At 48.9% G+C, this 21416-nt stretch carries 16 protein-coding genes and 3 tRNA genes; 5 read left to right on the top strand and 14 right to left on the bottom strand.

Going from position 1 to position 21416, the window contains the following annotated elements; all coding sequences use genetic code 11:
* Positions 1 to 11: 11 nt before the first annotated feature.
* From ACN081_RS03440 to ACN081_RS03415, 6 genes are all read right to left on the bottom strand, one after another.
* Positions 12 to 1778, bottom strand: a complete 1767-nt coding sequence (locus ACN081_RS03440; protein ID WP_419106962.1) for a pentapeptide repeat-containing protein — start codon at positions 1776 to 1778, stop codon at positions 12 to 14.
* A gap of 12 nt (positions 1779 to 1790) precedes the next feature.
* On the bottom strand, positions 1791 to 2864 hold the full coding sequence (locus tag ACN081_RS03435) for a pentapeptide repeat-containing protein (protein ID WP_419106961.1): 1074 nt from the start codon (positions 2862 to 2864) through the stop codon (positions 1791 to 1793).
* Positions 2865 to 3115: 251 nt separating this feature from the next.
* Positions 3116 to 4216 carry a branched-chain amino acid aminotransferase gene (locus tag ACN081_RS03430; RefSeq protein ID WP_419106960.1) on the bottom strand — a complete coding sequence of 367 codons (1101 nt, stop codon included), beginning with the start codon at positions 4214 to 4216 and terminating at the stop codon, positions 3116 to 3118.
* Between the two features lie 164 nt (positions 4217 to 4380).
* Positions 4381 to 5445: a 3-isopropylmalate dehydrogenase gene (locus ACN081_RS03425; RefSeq protein ID WP_419106959.1), complete on the bottom strand. Its 1065-nt coding sequence runs from the start codon at positions 5443 to 5445 to the stop codon at positions 4381 to 4383.
* A gap of 109 nt (positions 5446 to 5554) precedes the next feature.
* Positions 5555 to 6994 (bottom strand): threonine synthase, encoded by a 1440-nt coding sequence (gene thrC, locus ACN081_RS03420; RefSeq protein WP_419106958.1) that lies wholly within the window; start codon positions 6992 to 6994, stop codon positions 5555 to 5557.
* Positions 6995 to 7098: 104 nt separating this feature from the next.
* Entirely contained in the window at positions 7099 to 8073 is a 975-nt protein-coding gene (locus ACN081_RS03415) for a hypothetical protein (protein ID WP_419106957.1), read from the bottom strand.
* 101 nt (positions 8074 to 8174) lie between these two features.
* Between ACN081_RS03415 and ACN081_RS03410 the strand changes: the two genes are divergently transcribed.
* Positions 8175 to 9242: a hypothetical protein gene (locus tag ACN081_RS03410; protein ID WP_419103876.1), complete on the top strand. Its 1068-nt coding sequence runs from the start codon at positions 8175 to 8177 to the stop codon at positions 9240 to 9242.
* Positions 9243 to 9328: 86 nt separating this feature from the next.
* Here ACN081_RS03410 and metG read toward each other — a convergent pair whose 3' ends face one another.
* The 5 genes from metG to ACN081_RS03385 all read right to left on the bottom strand — a co-directional run bounded on the left by metG (position 9329) and on the right by ACN081_RS03385 (position 16408).
* On the bottom strand, positions 9329 to 10867 hold the full coding sequence (metG, locus tag ACN081_RS03405) for a methionine--tRNA ligase (protein WP_419106956.1): 1539 nt from the start codon (positions 10865 to 10867) through the stop codon (positions 9329 to 9331).
* 158 nt (positions 10868 to 11025) lie between these two features.
* A complete protein-coding gene (gene serA, locus ACN081_RS03400; RefSeq protein ID WP_419106955.1) occupies positions 11026 to 12621 on the bottom strand; it encodes a phosphoglycerate dehydrogenase in 1596 nt (531 codons plus the stop codon).
* Positions 12622 to 12917: 296 nt separating this feature from the next.
* Entirely contained in the window at positions 12918 to 13946 is a 1029-nt protein-coding gene (gene ilvC / locus ACN081_RS03395) for a ketol-acid reductoisomerase (protein WP_419105967.1), read from the bottom strand.
* A 116-nt stretch (positions 13947 to 14062) separates the two neighbouring features.
* The gene (gene ilvN, locus ACN081_RS03390) at positions 14063 to 14572 is read right to left on the bottom strand and encodes an acetolactate synthase small subunit (protein ID WP_419103880.1); all 510 of its coding nucleotides are present in this window, start codon (positions 14570 to 14572) and stop codon (positions 14063 to 14065) included.
* 3 nt (positions 14573 to 14575) lie between these two features.
* A complete protein-coding gene (locus ACN081_RS03385) occupies positions 14576 to 16408 on the bottom strand; it encodes an acetolactate synthase large subunit (RefSeq protein ID WP_419106954.1) in 1833 nt (610 codons plus the stop codon).
* Positions 16409 to 16854: 446 nt separating this feature from the next.
* On the opposite strand from ACN081_RS03385, the gene ACN081_RS03380 reads away from it, so the two are divergent.
* Positions 16855 to 17310: a hypothetical protein gene (locus ACN081_RS03380; RefSeq protein ID WP_419106953.1), complete on the top strand. Its 456-nt coding sequence runs from the start codon at positions 16855 to 16857 to the stop codon at positions 17308 to 17310.
* Positions 17311 to 17398: 88 nt separating this feature from the next.
* On the opposite strand, the gene ACN081_RS03375 is transcribed toward ACN081_RS03380, so the two are convergent.
* From ACN081_RS03375 to ACN081_RS03365, 3 genes are all read right to left on the bottom strand, one after another.
* A tRNA-Lys gene (locus ACN081_RS03375) sits at positions 17399 to 17474 on the bottom strand.
* Between the two features lie 155 nt (positions 17475 to 17629).
* Positions 17630 to 17705 (bottom strand) — tRNA-Lys (locus tag ACN081_RS03370).
* A 97-nt stretch (positions 17706 to 17802) separates the two neighbouring features.
* Positions 17803 to 18423, bottom strand: coding sequence for a MarR family winged helix-turn-helix transcriptional regulator (locus ACN081_RS03365; RefSeq protein WP_419106952.1), 621 nt, complete (start codon positions 18421 to 18423; stop codon positions 17803 to 17805).
* Between the two features lie 341 nt (positions 18424 to 18764).
* Between ACN081_RS03365 and bcp the strand changes: the two genes are divergently transcribed.
* The 3 genes from bcp (at position 18765) to ACN081_RS03350 (ending at position 21388) form a co-directional block, all read left to right on the top strand.
* Positions 18765 to 19241, top strand: a complete 477-nt coding sequence (gene bcp / locus ACN081_RS03360) for a thioredoxin-dependent thiol peroxidase (RefSeq protein ID WP_419106951.1) — start codon at positions 18765 to 18767, stop codon at positions 19239 to 19241.
* A gap of 107 nt (positions 19242 to 19348) precedes the next feature.
* A tRNA-Leu gene (locus ACN081_RS03355) sits at positions 19349 to 19430 on the top strand.
* Between the two features lie 113 nt (positions 19431 to 19543).
* Complete coding sequence (locus tag ACN081_RS03350) at positions 19544 to 21388, top strand: ABC transporter substrate-binding protein (RefSeq protein WP_419106950.1); 1845 nt, start codon at positions 19544 to 19546, stop codon at positions 21386 to 21388.
* Positions 21389 to 21416 lie beyond the last annotated feature (28 nt).

Below are 21416 nucleotides of genomic sequence, written 5' to 3'. Positions count from 1 at the left end.
GGTTTTATTTTCTAAGTATCAGGCTGACTATTTTTATGTTGTTTTTGGATTTCTAAGGCTTCTTGAATGAGGTTTTCGAGGTCTACGTCTTCGTCGCCAGGTTCTTCGTATTCACTTCTAGTAAACCAAATCGGTTCTCGTGTTTTGATAGATTCGATGTTACGAGCTTGCGCAAGCTGCTCAGCGGTAAGTTCTTTTACCTCATAAAGGTTTGCGTTCTGAAGGTTTGCGTTCTGAAGGTTTGCGTCTTGGAGGTCTGCATCTTGGAGGTCTGCGTTCTGAAGGTTTGCGTTCTGAAGGTTTGCGTTCTGAAGGTTTGCGCGCTGAAGGTTTGCGCGCTGAAGGTTTGCGCGCTGAAGGTTTGCGCGCTGAAGGTTTGCGCGCTGAAGGTTTGCACCTTGAAGGTCTGCGCGCTGAAGGTTTGCGTCCTGAAGGTTTGCGTCCTGAAGGTTTGCGTCCTGAAGGTTTGCATACTGAAGGTTTGCATACTGAAGGTTTACCCTCTGAAGGTTTACCCTCTGAAGGTCTGCACCCTGAAGGTTTGCGTCCTGAAGGTTTACCCTCTGAAGGTTTACCCCCTGACGATTTACCCTCCGAAGGTTTGCCCTCTGAAGGTTTACCCTCTGAAGGTCTGCACCCTGAAGGTCTGCACCTTGAAGTTTTACTCTCTGAAGGTTTACCTCCTGAAGGTTTGCATCCTGAAGGTTTGCACCCTCAAGGTCTGCGTCCTGAAGGTTTACCCCCTGAAGATCCGCACGCTTAAGGTTTGCACCTTGAAGGTTTGCATCCTGAAGGTCCGCACGCTTAAGGTTTGCACCTTGAAGGTTTGTGTCCTGAAGTTTTGCATGCTGAAGGTTTGTACCTTGAAGGTTTGCACCTTGAAGGTTTATATTCTGAAGGTCTGCACGTTGAAGGTCTGCACCATTTAAAACTGTCCCAGTTAAAACTGCATCTGTTAGTATCACAGTAGTTAAATCGACTTTAGTAAGATCTGCCGAAGTCAGATTTATATCTTTTGCTACCACATCTTTCAAAATTGCCTTTGACAAGTTTGTCTCAGTTAAATCCGCTTCAGTTAAATCTGCACCAGTTAAATCTGCGCCAGTTAAATCTGCTTTCACCAACCTTGCTTGACGTAATTCCACGTTAGTTAGATTTGCTTCAGTTAAATCTGCGCCAGTTAAATCTGATTTAATCAATATTGCGTCAGATAAATAAATACCAGACATTTTAGCATTAGACATCTTAGTGTCAGATAAATCAAATCCGTTTAATTTAGCTTTTTCTGCACTTAAGTTAACTAGATATAAACCACTTAAGTCTTTGTTGATTTCACTAGAAAAATCTCTTCCATGTAAATCCAGATCATTCCACTTTATTTTTTTCTTGAGAAGCTGAGACAAGCTCTTCTTAGATAAACTTTTAACCACTATAAAAAAAGATTTATTATTATCAACCATTTCACACACAGGCGCCCCATACCAACGTGCTTTATCTAGGTTTAGCACTGAAGCATAGTGTCTGCCACTGTCCTCATCGCCAATATTTATTCCCGCTATCTCGGCACAATCAAAATTTGTATCTACCAGTGTAACGCTCGTTAAATCTACGCGAGTTAAATTAGCACGAGTTAAATTAGCACGAGTTAAATTAGCACGAGTTAAATTAGAATCGGTCAAATCAGCATCGGTTAAATCAGCATCGGTTAAATCAGCATCGGTTAAATCAACTTCAATAAGTTCAGATTCAGCAAGAATTGCGTTTTTAAAATTTTTCATGTTAATCCCCATTTAAAATTTAGTATCCTTATCAGCTTTTATCCCTCTTAGATTAGCGCTCTCATAGGACGAGCCACTTAAATCAGTTCCAGTTAAAATAGCTCCTGAAAAATCAGCTCCTGAAAAATCAATATTTTTTAAAGAACGTTCAGAAAAATCTAATTTAGAAAAATTCATATATTTAAAGTCGAATAAATCTAAACTAGCCAAATCATCGTTTTCGCCTTTGATACTTTTAGAATCTTCAGTTCTCTTTGGAAAAATATCAACAATCACTGAATTCAAATTTCTGATTTCGAGAAAAGAACGAGAAACCTTATCTTTAGAACGAAAAGGGTATTGAAGTGAACCTTGTCTGTTATTATTCTCGTGTTTTTTTTCCTTGAGTGAGGCGCCGAAAATAAGTTTCAGAATGTACTTCTGCTGAGTAGCCCGTTGCTTCTTGATAATTTCGGAGTTCTTCCCGAGTAATTCCCAATCTTTATGCAGTCCAGCTAACTGAAAATAACTCGATGCGCGTACTTTCTCCTCTTTGCTATTTCTGTTTTCAAGAATATTATGTAAACGCTCATTCAAGGCTTTAATAGTCTCATAGTCACGTTTATCATTCTCTATCTTTAAGTCATTTTTATGTTTTTTCTCATTAGTTTTATAGTTCACAATAAGCGTTAAAAGTGCAAAAGTACCACCAACAATACCTGCAACACCAGTAATAATATTAGGAGTTAGTTCCTGCCATTCCTTTATTCCGCTAGTATTTGCCCAGACTACCAAACAAACACCAACCGAAATAATACATAGGACTATAGGAGAAACGTATCTACATAACTGTTGGATAAACTGTTGAGGAGGTTCTTTGGAAAGAAAACACCATTGAATACCACCACAGAAAATTGTTATTATGCCCAATAAAAGTAAAAGACAATAGGGATATTCACGAGGTTGTAGACCCAAGAACACAAAAACAATAAGACCAGAAGATAATAGACCAGTTAGACCGGACATAAAAGAATAAACAACTTTAGTAAGTTTAGACAGTGTTTCCAGTTTTTCCTCACTTTGAGGTTGGTTCGATTCTTTACTCATATGGATGTCCCTCGTAGTTACTTCTTTCCAAGCACTAGTCCAGACAAACCAATGCTACAGATGTATTTATTATCAAAATTATGAACTAGAAATAATTATCGCCCACCACCAGCAAAAACACCACATATTTTCACCAATATGACGCATAAAAATGTGGTGTGCCCTTGCCACCCCTTCAGTCACAAGAACACACCACAAACCTCACACAGCACCCTCCCCCAGCAGAAGGGTGCTATTACTATTTTTGGGTGTTATACCAAACGTGTTAACCAACCATGACGGTCCTCAACCACACCAGTCTGAATACCCACCAGCTCCTGACGCAAACTCAACGTCACCTCACCAGCAGCACCATCACCAGGGGCAGCAATCACACCATCAGCAGACTTCAACGCACCCACAGGAGAAATCACCGCAGCAGTACCACACGCAAAAATCTCAGAAATAGCGCCAGAAGCAACACCCTCACGCCACTGATCAAGAGTAAACTTACGCTCCTCCACCGTCATGCCACGGTCTTTCGCCAACTGAATAATCGACTGACGAGTCACACCCTCAAGAATGGTGCCTGTCAGCTCAGGGGTCACCAGCTTATTTTCATCACCAAAAACAAAGAACACGTTCATGCCACCCAGCTCCTCAATCGCGTCATCACGGTGAGGATCTTTAAAAATGACCTGCTTGCAACCATGCTGTTCACCCTCAAGTTGAGCAATCAACGACGCAGCATAGTTACCGCCACACTTAGCGGCACCCGTACCACCCACACCAGCACGCGCATACTGGGTGGACAACCAAATATCTACCGGCGCAACCGTACCAAAATAGTTGCCCACCGGAGAACCAATCACCAAATACTTCACCTCATGGGCAGGGCGAACACCCAAATACGCCTCGGTAGAAATCATGAATGGGCGCAAATAAAACGCCTCACCCTCACCGCGAGGAACCCACTCACGGTCAATGCTCACCAGCTGTTTCAAAGACTCTACAAAAAGCTCTTCGGGTAGTTCTGGCATGGCAAGGCGACGAGCAGAACGCTGCAAACGTTGAGCGTTAACTTGCGGGCGGAACGTCCAAATAGAACCATCGGCATGACGGTACGCTTTAACGCCCTCAAAAATTTCTTGCCCATAATGCAACACGCAAGAAGCAGGGTCAAGGCTCAACGGTGCGTACGCGCTCACCCGCGCGTTAGACCACTCGCCGCCGTCAGCGTATGTGCCTTTCCAGTCAATGCTGACCATGTGGTCAGAGAAAAAGTCACCAAAACCAGGGTTAGCGAAGACTTTTTCGCGGTCAGCTTCGGTAGCTGGTGAAGGGTTGGGTTCAATACTAAAAGTTAAAGACATCGTCGTTTCTCTTCTCTCAAATTATTCTTCATGCCACACCGGCAGTTAGTCTGCTCGTGTGAGGGGTTGTAGGTTCTTCACGTTCACAAGCGGAGGACGCCCTGTGCGAAGTGCCTCACATGCGGTGTGTTCTCTCTATCAAAGCACACCGCACCTACTCAACACTAGATTTTCTCTAAAGCCGTCACAATATCTGCACCAATCACATCCGTGCCACGGGCCTGACCAGTATGTTCTGCCAAGTCATGCTCCACTGCCTGTTCAATACGCACCGCAGAATCCTCTAACCCAACATGGCGTAACAACATGGCAGCAGCAAGAATCGTTGCCGTAGGGTTCGCAACATTCTGCCCCGCAATATCTGGTGCAGAACCATGCACCGGCTCAAACATGGACGGGTACTGCCCCGAAGCATTAATATTTCCGCACGCCGCATACCCAATACCACCGGTAATAGCACCAGCCTGATCAGTCAAAATATCACCAAAAAGGTTATCGGTTACTATCACATCAAAACGTGACGGGTCAGTTGTCAAAAAGATAGTTGCCGCATCCACATGGCAATAATCCACGCTCACCTGCGGGTATTCGGCACTCAACTGTTCTAAAGTGCGAGTGTATAAACCGCCAGCATGCACCAGCACATTATTCTTATGCACCAGCGTCAGCTTCTTGCGTTCACGCCGTGCCGCCAGTTCAAAGGCATAACGCATTAGCCGTTGCACACCATACGCCGTGTTCACCGACACTTCGGTTGCAATCTCAGCATCCGTACCAGCACGAATCACACCACCATTACCCACATACGGGCCTTCAGTGCCTTCACGTACCACCACAAAATCAATGTCACCAGGGTCAGCTAAAGGAGAGCTCACACCCGCAAATAGTCGTGAAGGGCGCAGATTAATAAAATGGTCAAACGAAAACCGTAATTTTAGGAGAATCTCACGTTCAATCAGCCCAGAAGGCACCTGAGCAGAACGAGGGTCGGCACCTACCGCACCAAAAAGAATCGCATCATGCCCACCTAGTTGCGTCAACATCTCGTCAGTGAGAGTTTCGCCGGTGGCAAGCCAATGCTCTGCACCTAAAGAATACGTAGTTTTGGTGAGGGTAAAACCGTCTCGTGTAGCAACAGCGTCAAGGACGCGTTCTGCTTGTGCCACAATTTCTGGGCCGATACCGTCGCCCGGAATAATCGCAAGGTTGAGGGTGCGTTGTTCAGTCATACTACTTAAAGTAGTACGCCGGTTCGTAGCATGGCAGAATACCCACCCAACGTTTCATAATATGAAACAGCACGAACCGGCGCACCCACACGAAGTAAAAAACTACACCCTAAAAATCAGCACCAAGACACTGCACAATATACTCCTGCACCGTCTGAACACTACACGGCATATCCTTCACACGACGCTCAGCCTCAAGAATAGAGGAAAAACGTTCAGGAACCTCCGGCTCCGTACCAGTCGCCTCATAAATCGTCTCAGCAAACTTCACCGGCAACGCCGTCTCAAGGCACACAATCGGAGTAGACACCTGCTCACGAAGCCCGCGAGCAACCTTCACACCGTCTGCCGTATGCGGGTCAAGCAGCACACCGTAGCGTTCATAACAATCACGAATCACCGCAATACGATCCTCATGAGTAGACTTCCCAGAAAGGAAACCATAACGGCCACTCACCTCAGAGAACGCCTCATCATCAGCAAGGCAGAACCCGCCAGAAGCAACAGCCGTACCAAATAACTCCCCAACCCTTGCCGAATCACGGCCCAACACATCAAAGATAAAACGCTCAAAGTTCGATGCCCGAGAAATATCCATCGACGGGCTAGAGGTCTTATACGTATCAGCCGAAGAACGCACACGGTACTGCCCCGTACGGAAAAACTCGTCTAATACGTCATTCTCGTTGGTTGCAACGATAAGACGGTCAATAGGTAGCCCCATCTGACGGGCAATATGACCGGCACAAATATCACCAAAATTACCGGTTGGTACGCAGAACGAAACACGCTCAGTGTTCTGGTCGGTAAGGCGAATCCAACACGAAACGTAGTACACAATCTGAGCCAGAAGACGAGCCCAGTTAATCGAATTGACCGCACCAATACGGTACTTCTCTTTGAACGGCGCGTCAGCAGAAATTGCTTTGACAATATCCTGACAATCATCAAAAACACCATCGAGCGCAATATTAAAAATGTTCGGCTCATCAAGACCAAACATTTGAGCCTGCTGAAACTCTGTCATACGTCCAGCAGGAGTCAGCATAAAAACGTTAATGTTCTCACGACCACGCATCGCATACTCGGCAGAAGAACCCGTATCCCCCGAGGTTGCACCCACAATGCTCATGCGTTCGCCACGGCGTGCAAGCTCATATTCAAAAAGCTCACCCAAAAGTTGCATTGCTATATCTTTAAACGCCGCCGTTGGCCCCTGAGACAAATGCCCCAAGAAAATACCGTCTTCTAACGTAGAGACAGGAACAATCTGCTCATCAGAAAACTTAGGGTACGTGTAGGCGCGGGCTGTGATGGCACGAAGATCCTTGGCAGGAATATCGTCCACAAACAGTAGAAGCACCTCAGCAGCAAGTGCCGCATACCCTTCGGTGTTAAGGACGGTACGCCAACGGGTCAAGGTGGCATCATCAAGCTGTGGGTATTCGGTGGGTAGGTAAAGCCCACCATCAGGTGCTAGCCCGCTAAGAAGAATATCGGTAAAACGGGCAGGAGTTCGGGTGGTATCTCGCGTCGATATGTACTGCATAGTCTCAAGTCTAGGGGTTTTTATCAGGTTTATGGGTTCTCTTATCTCTATCGGTGAGATATTGCGTTGCATGTCGTGAGGTTACACGCCCCTTGCAAGAGCCACTAACCGTGTGCAGTAGCAGAAGCACCCGCTGAGGCAGTATCAGGCTGTGCCGTAGTATCTGTCATGCTGCTACTTGGTGTTGGAGAAGGCTGTTCAATCGGAGAAGAATTCTGAGGATTCTCACGGTCATGAGCAACATTCTCTAACGCTCGCTGGTGAATCTTTTTAATCTGAGAAGACACCTGCTTAAGACGCTGATACACCGCCTCATAATACCCGTTCTCAATATCATGAGTTTTCTGATCATAACTAATATCGGTACGGCATCGGGCGTCAGCTTGCGCAATATCTTTTTGTTGCTGCTCAGTACTAGAAGACGCTACATCTTCTGCAGCCTCTACCGTATGCAAATCAGCATACCCAGCTTTTTCCATGCACGCAGACCACTGTTCCACCAGTTTTTGATAGTCCTTATCCTGATGGACATCATCACGAATAGTCTGCGCAAAAGTAGGTGCTAATAAGGCAACATTCATGCCATCTTGAACGGTGCCATAAATATACTGGTAGCTTTGCGCCATGCACCCGTCACGAGGAATATCCCCACTGTGATAGTCCATAAAATCGGTGCTAACCGTACCATTTTGAGCATCCCCAAAGAACGCCGCTTTACCAGCCGTATCATAGTGTGCTTGCGCTAATTCTTGTGAGCTTGGACGGTAGCCACGTTCGCTAATTTCTTGTGCTGTCAGTCCCCCAGCAAAAGATATTTTAAGTTGGTATTCTCGTGCTGGTTCTTCGTACACTCCGCCACGTGCTTGCACGCATCGTGCCGTAAATTTACGGCGTGCCTGTTCTGCTTCGTGAGGAGGGAAAATCCACTCTTTAAGTTCGTTGAGGTGTTCTTCTTGAGCTGGAGTATATTTCAGTTCTTCAAAATTTTGTGGTGGCGGTGTACAACCAGTTAAAACCGTTAGTACAATAGTAGACAGGATGATAAGGCTTCGTTGTGAAGTCTTAGGGTTTTGGGACACGCTCACTCACTCTCAAAAATTTTTACTATCTTAGTATAGTGACAAACTCATTCCGAAACATACTACTCACACCCATAGAAAGGGTGCTTTAGGCAATACCTATGCACAATACACCAGATTTTTCGTCCTCTCGTCGAGGTTTGTTCCGTATGGGCGCACTAGGTGGCGCTGTCGCTGGGGCAACTGTTCTCACAGCCCGCAGTGTTGCACCCGCACAAGCTGCACCTACGGCACACAACTTCCCTGAGAAGTTCATCTATCCGGCTATTGCAGGCCCCTCCTTAGCGTTATGGGGTAGCTCCTCTATTGAGGGGGCACGAGCCACAGAAGGTGTTGTTGCCGGTTACGATGTGCGCCTGAGCACCCTACTCACCCGATACCTTCAAGTACCCGTCCTCAACTTTGGTCAAGGCTCCGAAACCTCCACCAACATTCTGGCGCGTCGAGGTGCACCACGGTTCACCATGACACTCAAATTCCCTGAAGACCTCATCCCCGCAGAAGGTTCTGTCACCGTACAACAAACAGAATCTACCGCCATCGAATGGAATGACGCCTCCTACTACCCCGGCTATGTTCAAGACATCCCCGGCACATTACAAGCCATCAAAGGCGCACCCGGCTCATATACGTTCACACGCACCATCGCCGGAGAACCACGCTACGCACCCGCAACAGTAGCTAAAGCCTCAGTATTTTCCTCTTATCAGCAGATGATTTCTTATTCATCGCACCACCTTGTGCAAATAGGACGCAACAACATCACCGAACTCGACCGCATCAAAGAGCACACCCAAATCGCTGTTGATATGGCACCAGAACGCACCATCATTCTCGGGCATTTCGCGGTAGATGGAGACGGCCCCGACTCAGGGCGCGCCAAAGCAGTTCGCGCATACAACGAGTGGGGACGTCAAACCTACGGTAACGCATTCATCAACCCCCAAGAATACCTACGAGAAGTCACCCAACAACCATGGCTACGCTACGGCGACTTGAACGGCTCTGGGGTGTGGAACAGCAAAGAAGACGCCGACGACTACCAACAAGGCAGACTCCCCCGCTCCCTCTACGCCACCGACGGTATTCACCTCAACGGCTGGGGCTATCTCGCATTAGCCCGACAAATTCAAGCTGTAGTCACCGAACTCAAATGGTTTAGCGCCTAAACCCCACATATTAAAAGTATGGTGTCTCTCATGTTCTAGAACATGAGAGACACCATACTTTCTACGAGCTTTCTATTGCCAGCACTTTACTCTTTATCGTCCTCATAACGAGGGAACACAGGAGAAGGCTTCGGCAACTGAGCACCAGCAACCAGCACCTGATCAAAGAAACTAAAAGTACGCTCCGACTCGGCAACACCCAAAAGGTCAAGCATTTTAGACATCGACTCTGGCATCACCGGCTGAACCAACAACGCCACACGACGCAACGTCTCAGCTGTCACATACAAAACAGTGTTCATGCGTTGCGGGTCAGTCTTCTTCAACTTCCACGGCTCTTCAGCAGTGAAATAACGGTTACAATCAGCAACAACTTTCCAGATACTCTCCAACGCACGGTGGAAAGCCTGCTCCTCAAAATCAGCACGCACACTCTCATATAAAGCAGCAGCATCATCAAGCATCTTCTGGTCAGTATCCGAGAACTCACCAAATTCAGGAACACAACCGCCACAATTCTTTGCAATCATCGACAAAGAACGCTGCGCCAAGTTTCCTAAATCATTCGCCAAATCAGCGTTAATACGGTTCTTAATAGCCTCAGGAGAATACGAGCCGTCCTGACCGAAAGACACCTCACGCAACAAGAAGAAACGGAACGGGTCAAGACCAAACGTCTTCACCAAATCAGCAGGGCCAACCACGTTACCAACAGACTTCGACATTTTCTCACCATCAACGAGCAAGAACCCGTGCGCAAAGACACGCTGTGGTAGCTCAATACCAGCAGACCACAAGAAAGCAGGCCAATAAATAGCGTGGAAACGAGAAATGTCCTTACCAATCATGTGAACGTTAGCAGGCCAATACTTTGTGAACATCTCGCTATCAACGTCGGGGAAGCCTACACCTGTCAAATAGTTGGTGAGAGCGTCAACCCACACATACATCACATGTCGATCATTACCGGGGACAGGAACACCCCAGTCAAAAGTTGTGCGAGAAATAGAAAGATCGTTCAATCCCCCACGAATAAAGCTTGCTAGCTCATTACGACGAGTCTCAGGATAAATAAAACCTTCATTCTCATATAGTTCAAGCAAACGATCCTGATACTTAGACAATCGGAAGAAATACGACTCTTCTTCCGTCCACTCCACCTCAGTGCCAGTCGTCTTCGCATAACGCTGACCGTCACGAAGCTCCGTCTCGTCCTCCGCATAATAGGCTTCATCACGCACAGAATACCAGCCAGCATATTTATCAAGATAAATATCGCCATTTGCTTCCATACGCTTCCAAATAGCCTGTGAAGCCTCATAATGGTCTGCGTCAGTAGTACGAATATAACGGTCATACGAAACGCCCATCATATCGTCCATCGCACGGAAACGAATAGCGTTCTGATCAGCAAGCTCTTTAGCGCTCATACCAAGCTTAGCTGCAGTAGTCTGCATCTTCTGACCGTGCTCATCAGTACCAGTCAAAAAACGGACGTCATAACCGTCAAGACGTTTAAAACGCGCCATGGCGTCAGTGGCAATATGTTCGTATGCGTGACCAATATGAGGGTCACCATTCGGGTAAGCAATAGCAGTGGTGATGTAATACGGGGTTGAACTCATACCCATTACTTTATATGGCGCTACAGATAAAACGGAACTTTTCACAGTCTTTATCCATAAATAGCCCATAATTCACATCAATATACAACAGCACCACCAACACAAAGAAGGGGTGAACACCCAAAATGGTGCCCACCCCTTCTACTGCTAACGCTTAGCTATTGTGCAAGGTTCACACACGCAGCACGTGAAGCATTCACAATATTCTTAATGCTATTGACCACTTCTGCACTAGGAGCAGAATCAAGCGCCAACACAGCCACCGCCTGATCGCCCTTATCCCCGCGAGAGACCTGCATACCAGCAATATTGATTGACGCCGTACCCAAAAGCGTACCCATCGCAGCAATCATGCCCGGGCGATCTTCATACTCAAGGATGAGCATATAATCCGTAATCGGAATCTCAAGGTCATAGCCACCAATATTTGTCAGCTTCTCAACAAGTTTAGGACCAGTAACCGTACCCGAAACTTTAACAGTGCTACCTGATGCAAGTACCGCCGAAAGAATCGTCTCATTACGGAAGTATTCTGTCTCCTCAGTAGTAGTAAGCTCCACCTCAATACCACGTTGTTGAGCAATCATCGGCGCATTCACATAAGACACCTTCTCCGAAACAACATCAGTGAAGACACCCTTCAACGCCGAAAGCTTCAACGAAGTCACATCTTTTGTAGCAATTTCTCCAGCAACCTTAACCTCAACATGAGTCATCGCCTCACCACTGCTAAGCGCCGTCACAATACGCCCAAGCTTCTCAGCCAAAGGCACACCTGGGCGCACATCCTTATCGATAGCGCCACCGGCAACGTTAACAGCGTCAGGCACAAGGTCACCTTCAAGAGCAAGACGCACCGAACGAGCCACCGACACACCAGCTTTTTCTTGAGCCTCCGCAGTAGACGCACCCAAATGCGGAGTACACACCACGTTCGGCAGCTCAATAAACGGAACGTTCTTTGCAGGTTCTTTCACGAACACGTCAATAGCGGCACCAGCAATCTGGCCAGAACGCAACGCAGTATCTAACGCAGCCTCATCAATAAGCCCACCACGAGCAACGTTAATGACGTAGGCGGTGTTCTTCATCTTCTTAAAAGACTGCTCATTAATCATGCCCATAGTCTCTGGTGTACGTGGCATGTGAATCGTCAAAAAGTCAGCACGCTCTAATAGTTCATCTAGCTCAACGAGTTCAACACCCATGGTTGCTGCACGAGAAGAGGTCACAAACGGATCGTACGCGATTAATTCGGTACCAAAACCTTTAAGACGTTCTGCAACGAGACTGCCGATACGTCCCAAACCAATAATGCCAATAGTCTTTTCGTAAAGTTCTACACCAGCATATTGCGAGCGCTTCCATTGGCCTTCTTTCATGGAGGCAGATGCTGGTGCGATGTTACGTGCTAGTCCGAGGATGTGTCCGACGGTGAGTTCTGCGGCGGAGATGACGTTTGAGGTGGGTGCGTTGACGACCATTACGCCGGCGGCTGTTGCTGCTTTGATGTCGACGTTGTCGAGTCCTACTCCGGCGCGTGCAATCACTTTGAGGTGTTTTCCGGCGGCGATGGCTTCGGCGTCGACGTGGGTTGCTGAGCGGATGAGGATGGAGTCAACGTCGGCTAGTGCTTTGAGTAGTTCAGGGCGGTTGGTTCCATCGACGGTTCGGATGTCGAAGTCGGGGCCGAGTGCTTCGATGGTTGCTGGGGAGAGTTCTTCTGCGATGAGAACGACGGGTTTATGAGTCACGAAAATGTTCCTTAAGGGGTATTCAAGGCAGTCTTGAAGGGGCGGTACCGTTCACCCGATACGGCGGTAACGCTCATGGTATGTTGGTGAGCTTTTGCGCTCATTTTGTTGTGGAGGCGGTGCTGTCAGTTCACCCTGACGGCCAACAGCGCCGGTTAGTAGACTATCTTACCGTTGAGTTTCTTGATGGTGCTACTGTGTCTTAGCCGTTACGTGGGATGTTGCCAAGACCATGAGTAGAGCCGATGAGGGCGGTGGCTCTCATCGGCTCTACTTTTTGGGGTGTTTATGGTGTGTTAGCGTTGGGTGCTTCCGTCGGTGTAGTCGTCTTGGACTTTGTTCCATGAGAAGAGTTTGCGTAGTTCACGTCCGGTTGCTTCGATGGGGTGAGCTTCGCCTTTGGCACGTAGTTCGAGGAATTCTTGTGCGCCGTTGGCTTGGTCGTCCATGAAGCGTTGTGCGAAGGTTCCGTTTTGGATGTCGTTGAGCACTGCTTTCATGTGTTCTTTGGTTTCTGGTGTGACGACGCGTGGGCCGGAGACGTAGTCGCCGTATTCTGCGGTGTCGGAGCAGGACCAGCGTTGTTTGGTGATTCCGCCTTCGTTGATGAGGTCAACGATGAGTTTGAGTTCGTGGCAGACCTCAAAGTAGGCGATTTCTGGTTGGTATCCGGCTTCGGTGAGGGTTTCAAAACCGTATTGGATCAGTTGTGATACGCCGCCGCAGAGTACTGCTTGTTCGCCGAAGAGGTCGGTTTCGGTTTCTTCGGTGAAGGTGGTTTCGATGACGCCTGCACGGGTTGCGCCGAGGCCTTTTGCGTAGGATAGTGCTAGTTCTTGGGCGGTTCCGGATGCGTTGACTTCAACGGCTACGAGTGCTGGTACGCCACGTCCGGTTTCGTATTCGCGGCGTACGGTGTGGCCGGGGCCTTTGGGTGCGACCATGGCGACGTCGACGCCTTGTGGTGCTTGGATGTAGCCGAATCGGATGTTGAATCCGTGTGCGAAGAAGAGTGCGTCGCCTTCTTCAAGGTTGGGTTCGATGTCTTGGGTGTAGACCTGTGCTTGTACTTGGTCTGGGGTGAGGATCATGATGACGTCTGCGTCTGCGGTTGCTTCTGCAACGGTCATGACGGTGAAGCCTTCTGCTTCTGCTTTGGCTCGTGATTTGGAGCCTTCTGCTAGGCCGATGCGTACGTCGACGCCGGAGTCGCGCAGGTTTTGTGCGTGTGCTTGGCCTTGGGAGCCGTAGCCGATGATGGCGACGGAGCGTCCTTGGATGATGGATAGGTCTGCGTCATCGTTGTAGAAGATTTTTGCTGCCATGAGAGGTGTTCTCCTTGGTGTTAGTGTGTGGTGACTGTTCTGGTGTTGAGCAGTCATATCTAAAAATTTGTGTCGGGGTGTGCCCGTGTTGGGGTGCCCCTGTGGTGGTGAGCGGTTTAGCTTCTGAGGGCTTTTTCGCTCATGGAACGTGGCCCACGTGCGAGTCCGAGTGTTCCGGCTCGGATAATTTCTCGGATTCCGAAGGGTTCTAGCACGTCGAGTAGGGCGCTGAGCTTTTCGGCGGATCCGGTTGCTTCGATGATGACGGACTCTGTAGAGACGTCAACCACTTGGGCGCGGAAGAGGTCTGCTGCTTGGGTGACTTGCAGACGTGTTTGTGCGTCAGCTTTAACTTTGACCATGATGTGGTCTCGTTGCACTGAGGTTTCTGGTGTGAGTTCAACAATTTTGAGGACGTGAATGAGTTTATTGAGCTGTTTGGTCACTTGCTCTAATAGGTTTCCTTCGGCGTCTACCACAATGGTAATACGTGAGATGCCGGGAACTTCTGTATTACCGACGGCGAGGGACTCAATGTTGAACATTCTTCGGGCGAAGAGTCCGGAGACTCGTGCCAGCACGCCGGGTTTGTCTTCGACTAAGACGGAGAAAGTGTGGCGACTCATGGCTTAGTCCTCTCTTTCAAAGATGGGTGAGGTGTCTTTGGCGATTTGGATGAGGTCGTTGGAGACTCCGGTGGGCACCATGGGCCAGACCATGGCGTCGGGGCTGACGGTAAAGTCTACGACGACGGGGCGGTCGTTGATAGCTAGTGCTTGTTGGATGGTTGCGTCAACGTCGGCGTCTGATTCGCAGCGTAGTCCGACGCAACCGTAGGCTTCTGCTAGTTTGACGAAGTCTGGGATGCGTACGGTGCCGGCTCCTGTGTTGAGGTGGGTGTGTGAGTAGCGTCCGTCGTAGAAGAGGTTTTGCCATTGGCGTACCATGCCCAGTGAGGAGTTGTTGATGATGGCAACTTTGATGGGGATGTTGTTTTGTGCGCAGGTGGCTAGTTCTTGGTTGGTCATTTGGAAGCAGCCGTCTCCGTCGATGGACCAGACGATTGCGTCGGGGTGTGCGACTTGTACGCCCATGGCGGCGGGCACGGAGTAGCCCATGGTGCCGAGTCCTGCCGAGTTGATGAAGTGGCGTGGTTTTTCGTGTTTGAGGAAGTGGGCGCTCCACATTTGGTGTTGTCCAACGCCGGCAACATAGTAGGCGTCGGGGCCGCTCAGCGCTGAGATGCGTTCGATGGCGTATTGGGGTGAGCCGAGTCCGTCGTCGGTGGTGGTGTATCCCAGCGGGTAGTTTTCTTTGAGGGCGTTGAGGGTTTGCCACCATGGTTCGAGTGGGCTGAGTTCTGTTGCGTAGTCGGTTTCGAGGAGGCTGTTGAGTTCGGGTAGTACTTGTGCGAGGTCTCCTACGATGGGTACGTCTGCGTAACGAATTTTTGAGATTTCGGCGGGGTCGATGTCGATGTGAATGACTTTCGCTTCGGGTGCGAAGGATGAGAGGACGCCGGTGACGCGGTCGTCGAAGCGTGCTCCGAGTGAGAGCAGTACGTCAGCTTTTTGGAGTGCGGTGACTGCTGGTACGGTGCCGTGCATACCGGGCATTCCGAGGTTTTGTGGGTCGGAGTCGGGGTATGCGCCGCGTGCGGTGAGTGTGGTGACGACGGGTGCGTGGGTGTTTTGTGCGAGGCGTTTTAGTTCTTCTGGTGCGTTGGCGCGTACCATTCCCCCGCCGACGTAGAGTACGGGGCGTTGTGCTTGTGCGAGCAGTTTTGCTGCTTCACGGATTTGTTTGGAGTGTCCGCGGGTGACGGGTGTGTATCCGCGGATTTCGATGGTGGGTGGCCATGAGAAGTCCATCATGCCTTGTTGTGCGTCTTTGGTGATGTCTACGAGCACGGGGCCGGGGCGTCCGGTGGAGGCGATGTGGAAGGCGGTGGCGATACAGCGTGGGATTTCTTGGGGGTCACGGACCATAAAGCTGTGTTTGGTGATGGGCATGGTCATGCCGACGATGTCTGCTTCTTGGAAGGCGTCGGTGCCGATGACGGAGCTTGAGACTTGTCCGGTGATGGCGACGATGGGTACGGAGTCCATGTTTGCGTCGGCGATGGGTGTGAGGAGGTTGGTGGCTCCGGGGCCTGAGGTGGCGAGGCAGACTCCTACTTTTCCGGTGGATAGTGCGTATCCTTGGGCTGCGTGTCCTGCGCCTTGTTCGTGGCGTACGAGGATGTGGCGAATTTGGGTGGAGTCAAAGAGTGGGTCGTAGGTGGGGAGGATGGCTCCTCCGGGTAGGCCGAAGATGTCGGTTACGCCGAGTTTTTCGAGGCTGCGGATGATCGCTTGTGAACCGGTCATGCGTTCGGTGTGGGTTTCGGTTGCGGTGCTGTCGTTGTGTTTGCCAACGTTTTGAGCGAGTACAGCTGGTGTCATCGATGGACCCGTGGTCATTTTCTTTTGCCCTTTGACGTTTTAGTGGTGGTGATGCTTTTCATGGTCGTTGACGGGTGTGTCTGCCGATCATGTTCGTAGGAGGTTTTGGTGTTTTCCTGATACGAAAAAACCCTCCGCCTGAGTGGAGCGAAGGGTACGCATGCATGGAACACAACAAAGTTTTGCCTAGGCTAGCGCGCCCTATCTGACGACTAGAAGGCTAATAATGTGTTGTGAACTGCGTTGCATTTGCATAGCTATAATATTTGTCGTGATGGGCGGTAAAAGTCAAAGACATCTCATCATCCGACACGTTATTGTGAGGTCTTTCGTCTTTTTGGGCGGGTTATGTGCGGTTTATGTCGTCTTTTAACGAGCGTGACCTTATGTTAAATATGACGTGCAAAACATCAATAATGTTTTAATAGTCGCGTTAGAGGGGCGTTTACCCTAGACTGGGGTTCATGACCACACATACGCTTTCTAGCGAGTTCATTACGGCAGCTTTGCACCCAGTATTTGATGAGCAGATTATCAACTATGGTGCTTATAACCTTATTTTTGCTACAGGTCATGCGTTGTATCGCAATCCTGATATTGCTATTCAGCAGCAGGATTCTCAAGAGTATTTCATTATTGGGTATCGTGATACTCCGCGAGAGGTCATTGTGGCTCCCGTACTTTTGCCGCAGGCTTCACCGGCGGGGACTCCTACCTCTATTGATAATACGAACGCGATTCGTGCCTATAGTTTGAATGAAGATACTTTTGGTTTGGAGTCTACGACGGGTACGTCTTTTATTTTGACGATTCCTCAGAGTATTGAGATTGTTTTAGAGAATGGTTCGGGTGTATTAGAGCAGTCTAGTGACATTCTTGATTTTCAGAATTTTCTGAGTGAGTCGTGGCTTGAGGACTAATATTTTTTGATGTTTTCTGCGTGTTGATACGCTCTACAGATGTAGAAAAGGGTGGTTACCGTTTTTGTTGGTAACCACCCTTTTCGTGTGGTGCGCCCCGTGGGACTTGAACCCACAACCCATTGATTAAGAGTCAATTGCTCTGCCAATTGAGCTAGAGGCGCATTCTTGTTGCCGAAGCAACGAATAAAAACTATACCTCGGTGAGGAGGAAGACGCAAATTTTCAGACAAGAGATATACGGCACACCGAGTATCGGGCGAGTCAGTGTTAAAGCATTGAGGGTCTGACTCGTTCGAGTCAGACCCTCAATATTATGTGGTGCGCCCCGTGGGACTTGAACCCACAACCCATTGATTAAGAGTCAATTGCTCTGCCAATTGAGCTAGAGGCGCATTCTCGTTGCCGAAGCAACGAATAAACTATATCCGACATGATGAAGATATAGCAAACCCTACACCCTCAATGTTGCACAAAACACAGTTGTGGGGTTTATTGTTCTCGTTGAGCACGAGCAGCGTCAAGAAGTTCAGGGGTAACAATATCAAGCACCGCAGTTGTTGGGCCAACAACTTGAGACACCTCGACAGGAGCTTCCCCTTCAGGTTGTACAGGTTCAATGTCTCCGGTGAAGTCGGCAAGTCCAACAGCAGCGCGGTGCTCTTCTTGCGCACCGTGAAGAACGATGTCGTTACCTTCTTCTTCCGAGAGTTTACGTACAATATCGACGAGCATCTCACGAAATTCGGGGTTAGCTAATGCGCCCAAGGAGGCGAGATTCTTATCAATTTTTTCAGCGCGTGCAAGCACGTCTCGTCCTGCGTCAGTGATATCTAAAAGATAACTGCGGCGATCGTTGGCGTTGCGCACTCTAAAAACATAGTGGTGAGATTCTAGACGGGATAGAGTCTTTCCCATGGTTTGAGCTTGCACCCCAACGATGGAGGCGATACGAACTTGTGAAGTTTTTCCTTCACGAGCAATGACACCAAGAGCGGTAACTCCGGCGTGAGTTAATCCCAACTCGCGTAGGTGGTTATTCCAGCTATGTTCAAGCATGCGAGCGGACGTAGATAACAAACGATTAATTGACCAATTACCAATATCAGGCATGTATCTAGTATAGGTAAAGTCTTTACATATTTTGACGGAATCTATACTTTGGCAAGCAAAGAATAATCACATTCAGACCTTATACACAGCCCGTGCACATAGTTTCGTCAAGCAAACCTCAGGTTTTTGAGAACGCTCTCAGAACACCGAGAAAAACCGTAGAGCCTCAAGAGATGAGAACATCACACCTAAGTGTTTCACATATTGGACACAGGTTTGGTTTTAGTGACTCCCCCACCCTAAACAATCGCCAACACGCACCTAGTGCAAAACATCTGCCACCCGATAAGATAGACCCCTAAACAACACCCACCCCCTATAAATAGTAGGAGCATTCAATCATGACAGAACGCCTCGACATTGGAACACCAGCACCAGCATTCTCACTCAAAAACAGCAACGGAGAAACCGTCTCCTTAGAACAATTCTCCGGACAAAAAGTCGTGCTCTATTTCTACCCCAAAGCAAATACTCCCGGCTGCACCAACCAAGCCTGCGACTTTCGTGACAACATCGCCTCACTACAAAGCCACGGATACGTTGTACTCGGAGTATCCCCCGATTCTCCTCAAGTACTCCAGAACTTCACCCAAAAACAAGAACTCAACTTCGAACTCCTATCAGATGAGGACCACACTGTAGCGGAGTCTTATGGTGCATGGGGCGAGAAAAAGAACTATGGAAAAACCTATATTGGGCTCATTCGAAGCACCTTCGTCATCGACGAAAACGGAAACATCAGCCTCGCTCAATACAATGTGAGAGCTAAAGGACACGTTGCAAAACTGCGCCGCGACCTCGGCATTGACCCCAGCTAACGCGTATTCCAGCACCCTCATCTCAAAAATTCTGCATTATTTTCTCTGCCGATTTGCACAGCCAAAATATATCGTGTACTATTTCTAGAGTTCGCTCAGCTGAACATGCGCGAGTGGTGAAATTGGCAGACACGCAGGATTTAGGTTCCTGTGCCTTCGGGCGTGAGGGTTCAAGTCCCTCCTTGCGCACTGCATAACATCATAGAAAAGATAAAGCCCGGTATATACTGGGCTTTATCTATATCTACAGGTCAATACAGCTCTTTCGTCGACCTTAACGCTCACAAGGGAAGTGTGTTTCTGTGTCTTCTGGTCTCAACCGCCGCGAACTTTTCCGCTACGGGTCACTCTTTGCTACCGCAACAGCATTTAGCGCCTGCTCTGCACAAGAGCAGAAAGACACCACAACACCACACACCCACGATGCAAGCGCTTCACCCACACCGACCAAACACCAACCGGTCACTCTTCGATTCGCAAACGCAGCACCCACACCATCACTAGATGTCGCCACCAGCGGAACACTTGAAACGGCACGCATCTCAGCACAAGTTCTTGAGCCCCTCCTCAGAGCAAACGTCGACACCGGCCTACCCGAAGCTTCTCTAGCAACCCAATGGGAACTCTCCTCAGACAGGCTCACATACACTTTCACGCTACGAGATAACGTCACTTTCCATGACGGGTCTCCCTTTAACGCAGAATCCGTTATCAAAAACTATCAACGATGGGTCCACGCAGCAGCCGACACCACCGCATATTCTCGCACTGACTACCTGCAACTTTTTAGTGGAGTCACCGCACCAGACCAAAGAACACCTCTAGTCACAGACTGCAAAGCCATCGACGAAAAAATCATCTTCACACTTTCACGCCCCTCAACATCTTTTATTAAGGCGCTCACCCAACCAGCATTTGGCATTGCCTCCCCCGCCTCACTCAATGACGAATACCATTTCAAAAAACTACCCGTAGGAACAGGCGCATACACCCTCAAAGAATGGGACGGCTCAACAGCAACCCTCGAAGCTTCCCCCACCTATTGGGGAGCAGCACCTGTTATTGAACGGCTCATCATCAGCACCATCTCCGATTCTGATAAACGCTACTATGCTCTACGCAACGGCGATATTGATGCCTACGACCTCGTAGCCATCGACAACTATGTTCCGCTAGCACGCTCTGGCAACCTCATCCAACCACGAGACCCCTACGCCATCTGCTATATCAGCATTAACACGGATCACCCCCTTCTGAGCAAGGCGCTCATGCGTCAGGCCATAGCTCACGCCCTCGACCGTCACGATGTCGTGCGCAATAATTTCCCTCAAGGAACAAACGTCGCAAACGACTTCCTACCAGCGCTATTCATGATGAAAAATGATGACACACGCGCCTACTATAACTACGATAAAAACCGCGCCAAAGAACAACTCGAAGCAAGCGGATACAACGGCGAAGAACTCACCTTCTACTACCCCACAGGTGTTTCTTTAGCGACGATGGAATCCCCCGAAGCTATTTATGCGTCTTTGGCAGCAAACCTCGTCTCTATCGGGCTCAACATCAAACCAATGCCCGTGCCGTGGAATGAAGGCTACCTCGACATTATCAGCAAGCAAAGCACAGAACGTGCCCTAGCATTAACAGGGTTCGTAGGCTCCTACCGCGACCCAAACGCCTTCATCTCAAGGGTCCTAGCACCCACCTCAGAAATCGTGCACTCAGCCGAACAAAGTGAAGCCACCTATGTCGAAGACGGCGAATTAGAAATCCTCGAAGAATCAGCACCCGAAAACCACAAACTCGACGCACCAACTGACGAACAACCCAAAGACGATACAGAAGCTCCAACAACAGAAAAAGACGACGCCCCTGCACCAGATACCACTTCACTGGCAGAATTACCGCGAGAAAAAATAACCTATACACAAATTCTCAGTGCGATGAGAGCAGCAGACCAAATCAACGACATCGACGAACGCCGTATCGCATACCAAGAAATTAATCTGCACATCGCATTATTAATGCCGGCAATCCCTATCGCATACCCTATTTCTTCGGTAGCGCTTGGCCCACGCGTCGATTATTACCCGCTCAGTGCCACAGGCATCGCAAATTTTGCTTTAGCAAAGGCTCACTCCTAAAAAATTATCGCGTCTTTTTCAGGTTGCA

This window comes from Rothia sp. P13129 (genome assembly GCF_048512865.1).
GTDB lineage: Bacteria > Actinomycetota > Actinomycetes > Actinomycetales > Micrococcaceae > Rothia.
This window is presented reverse-complemented; position numbering and strand designations above follow the sequence as displayed.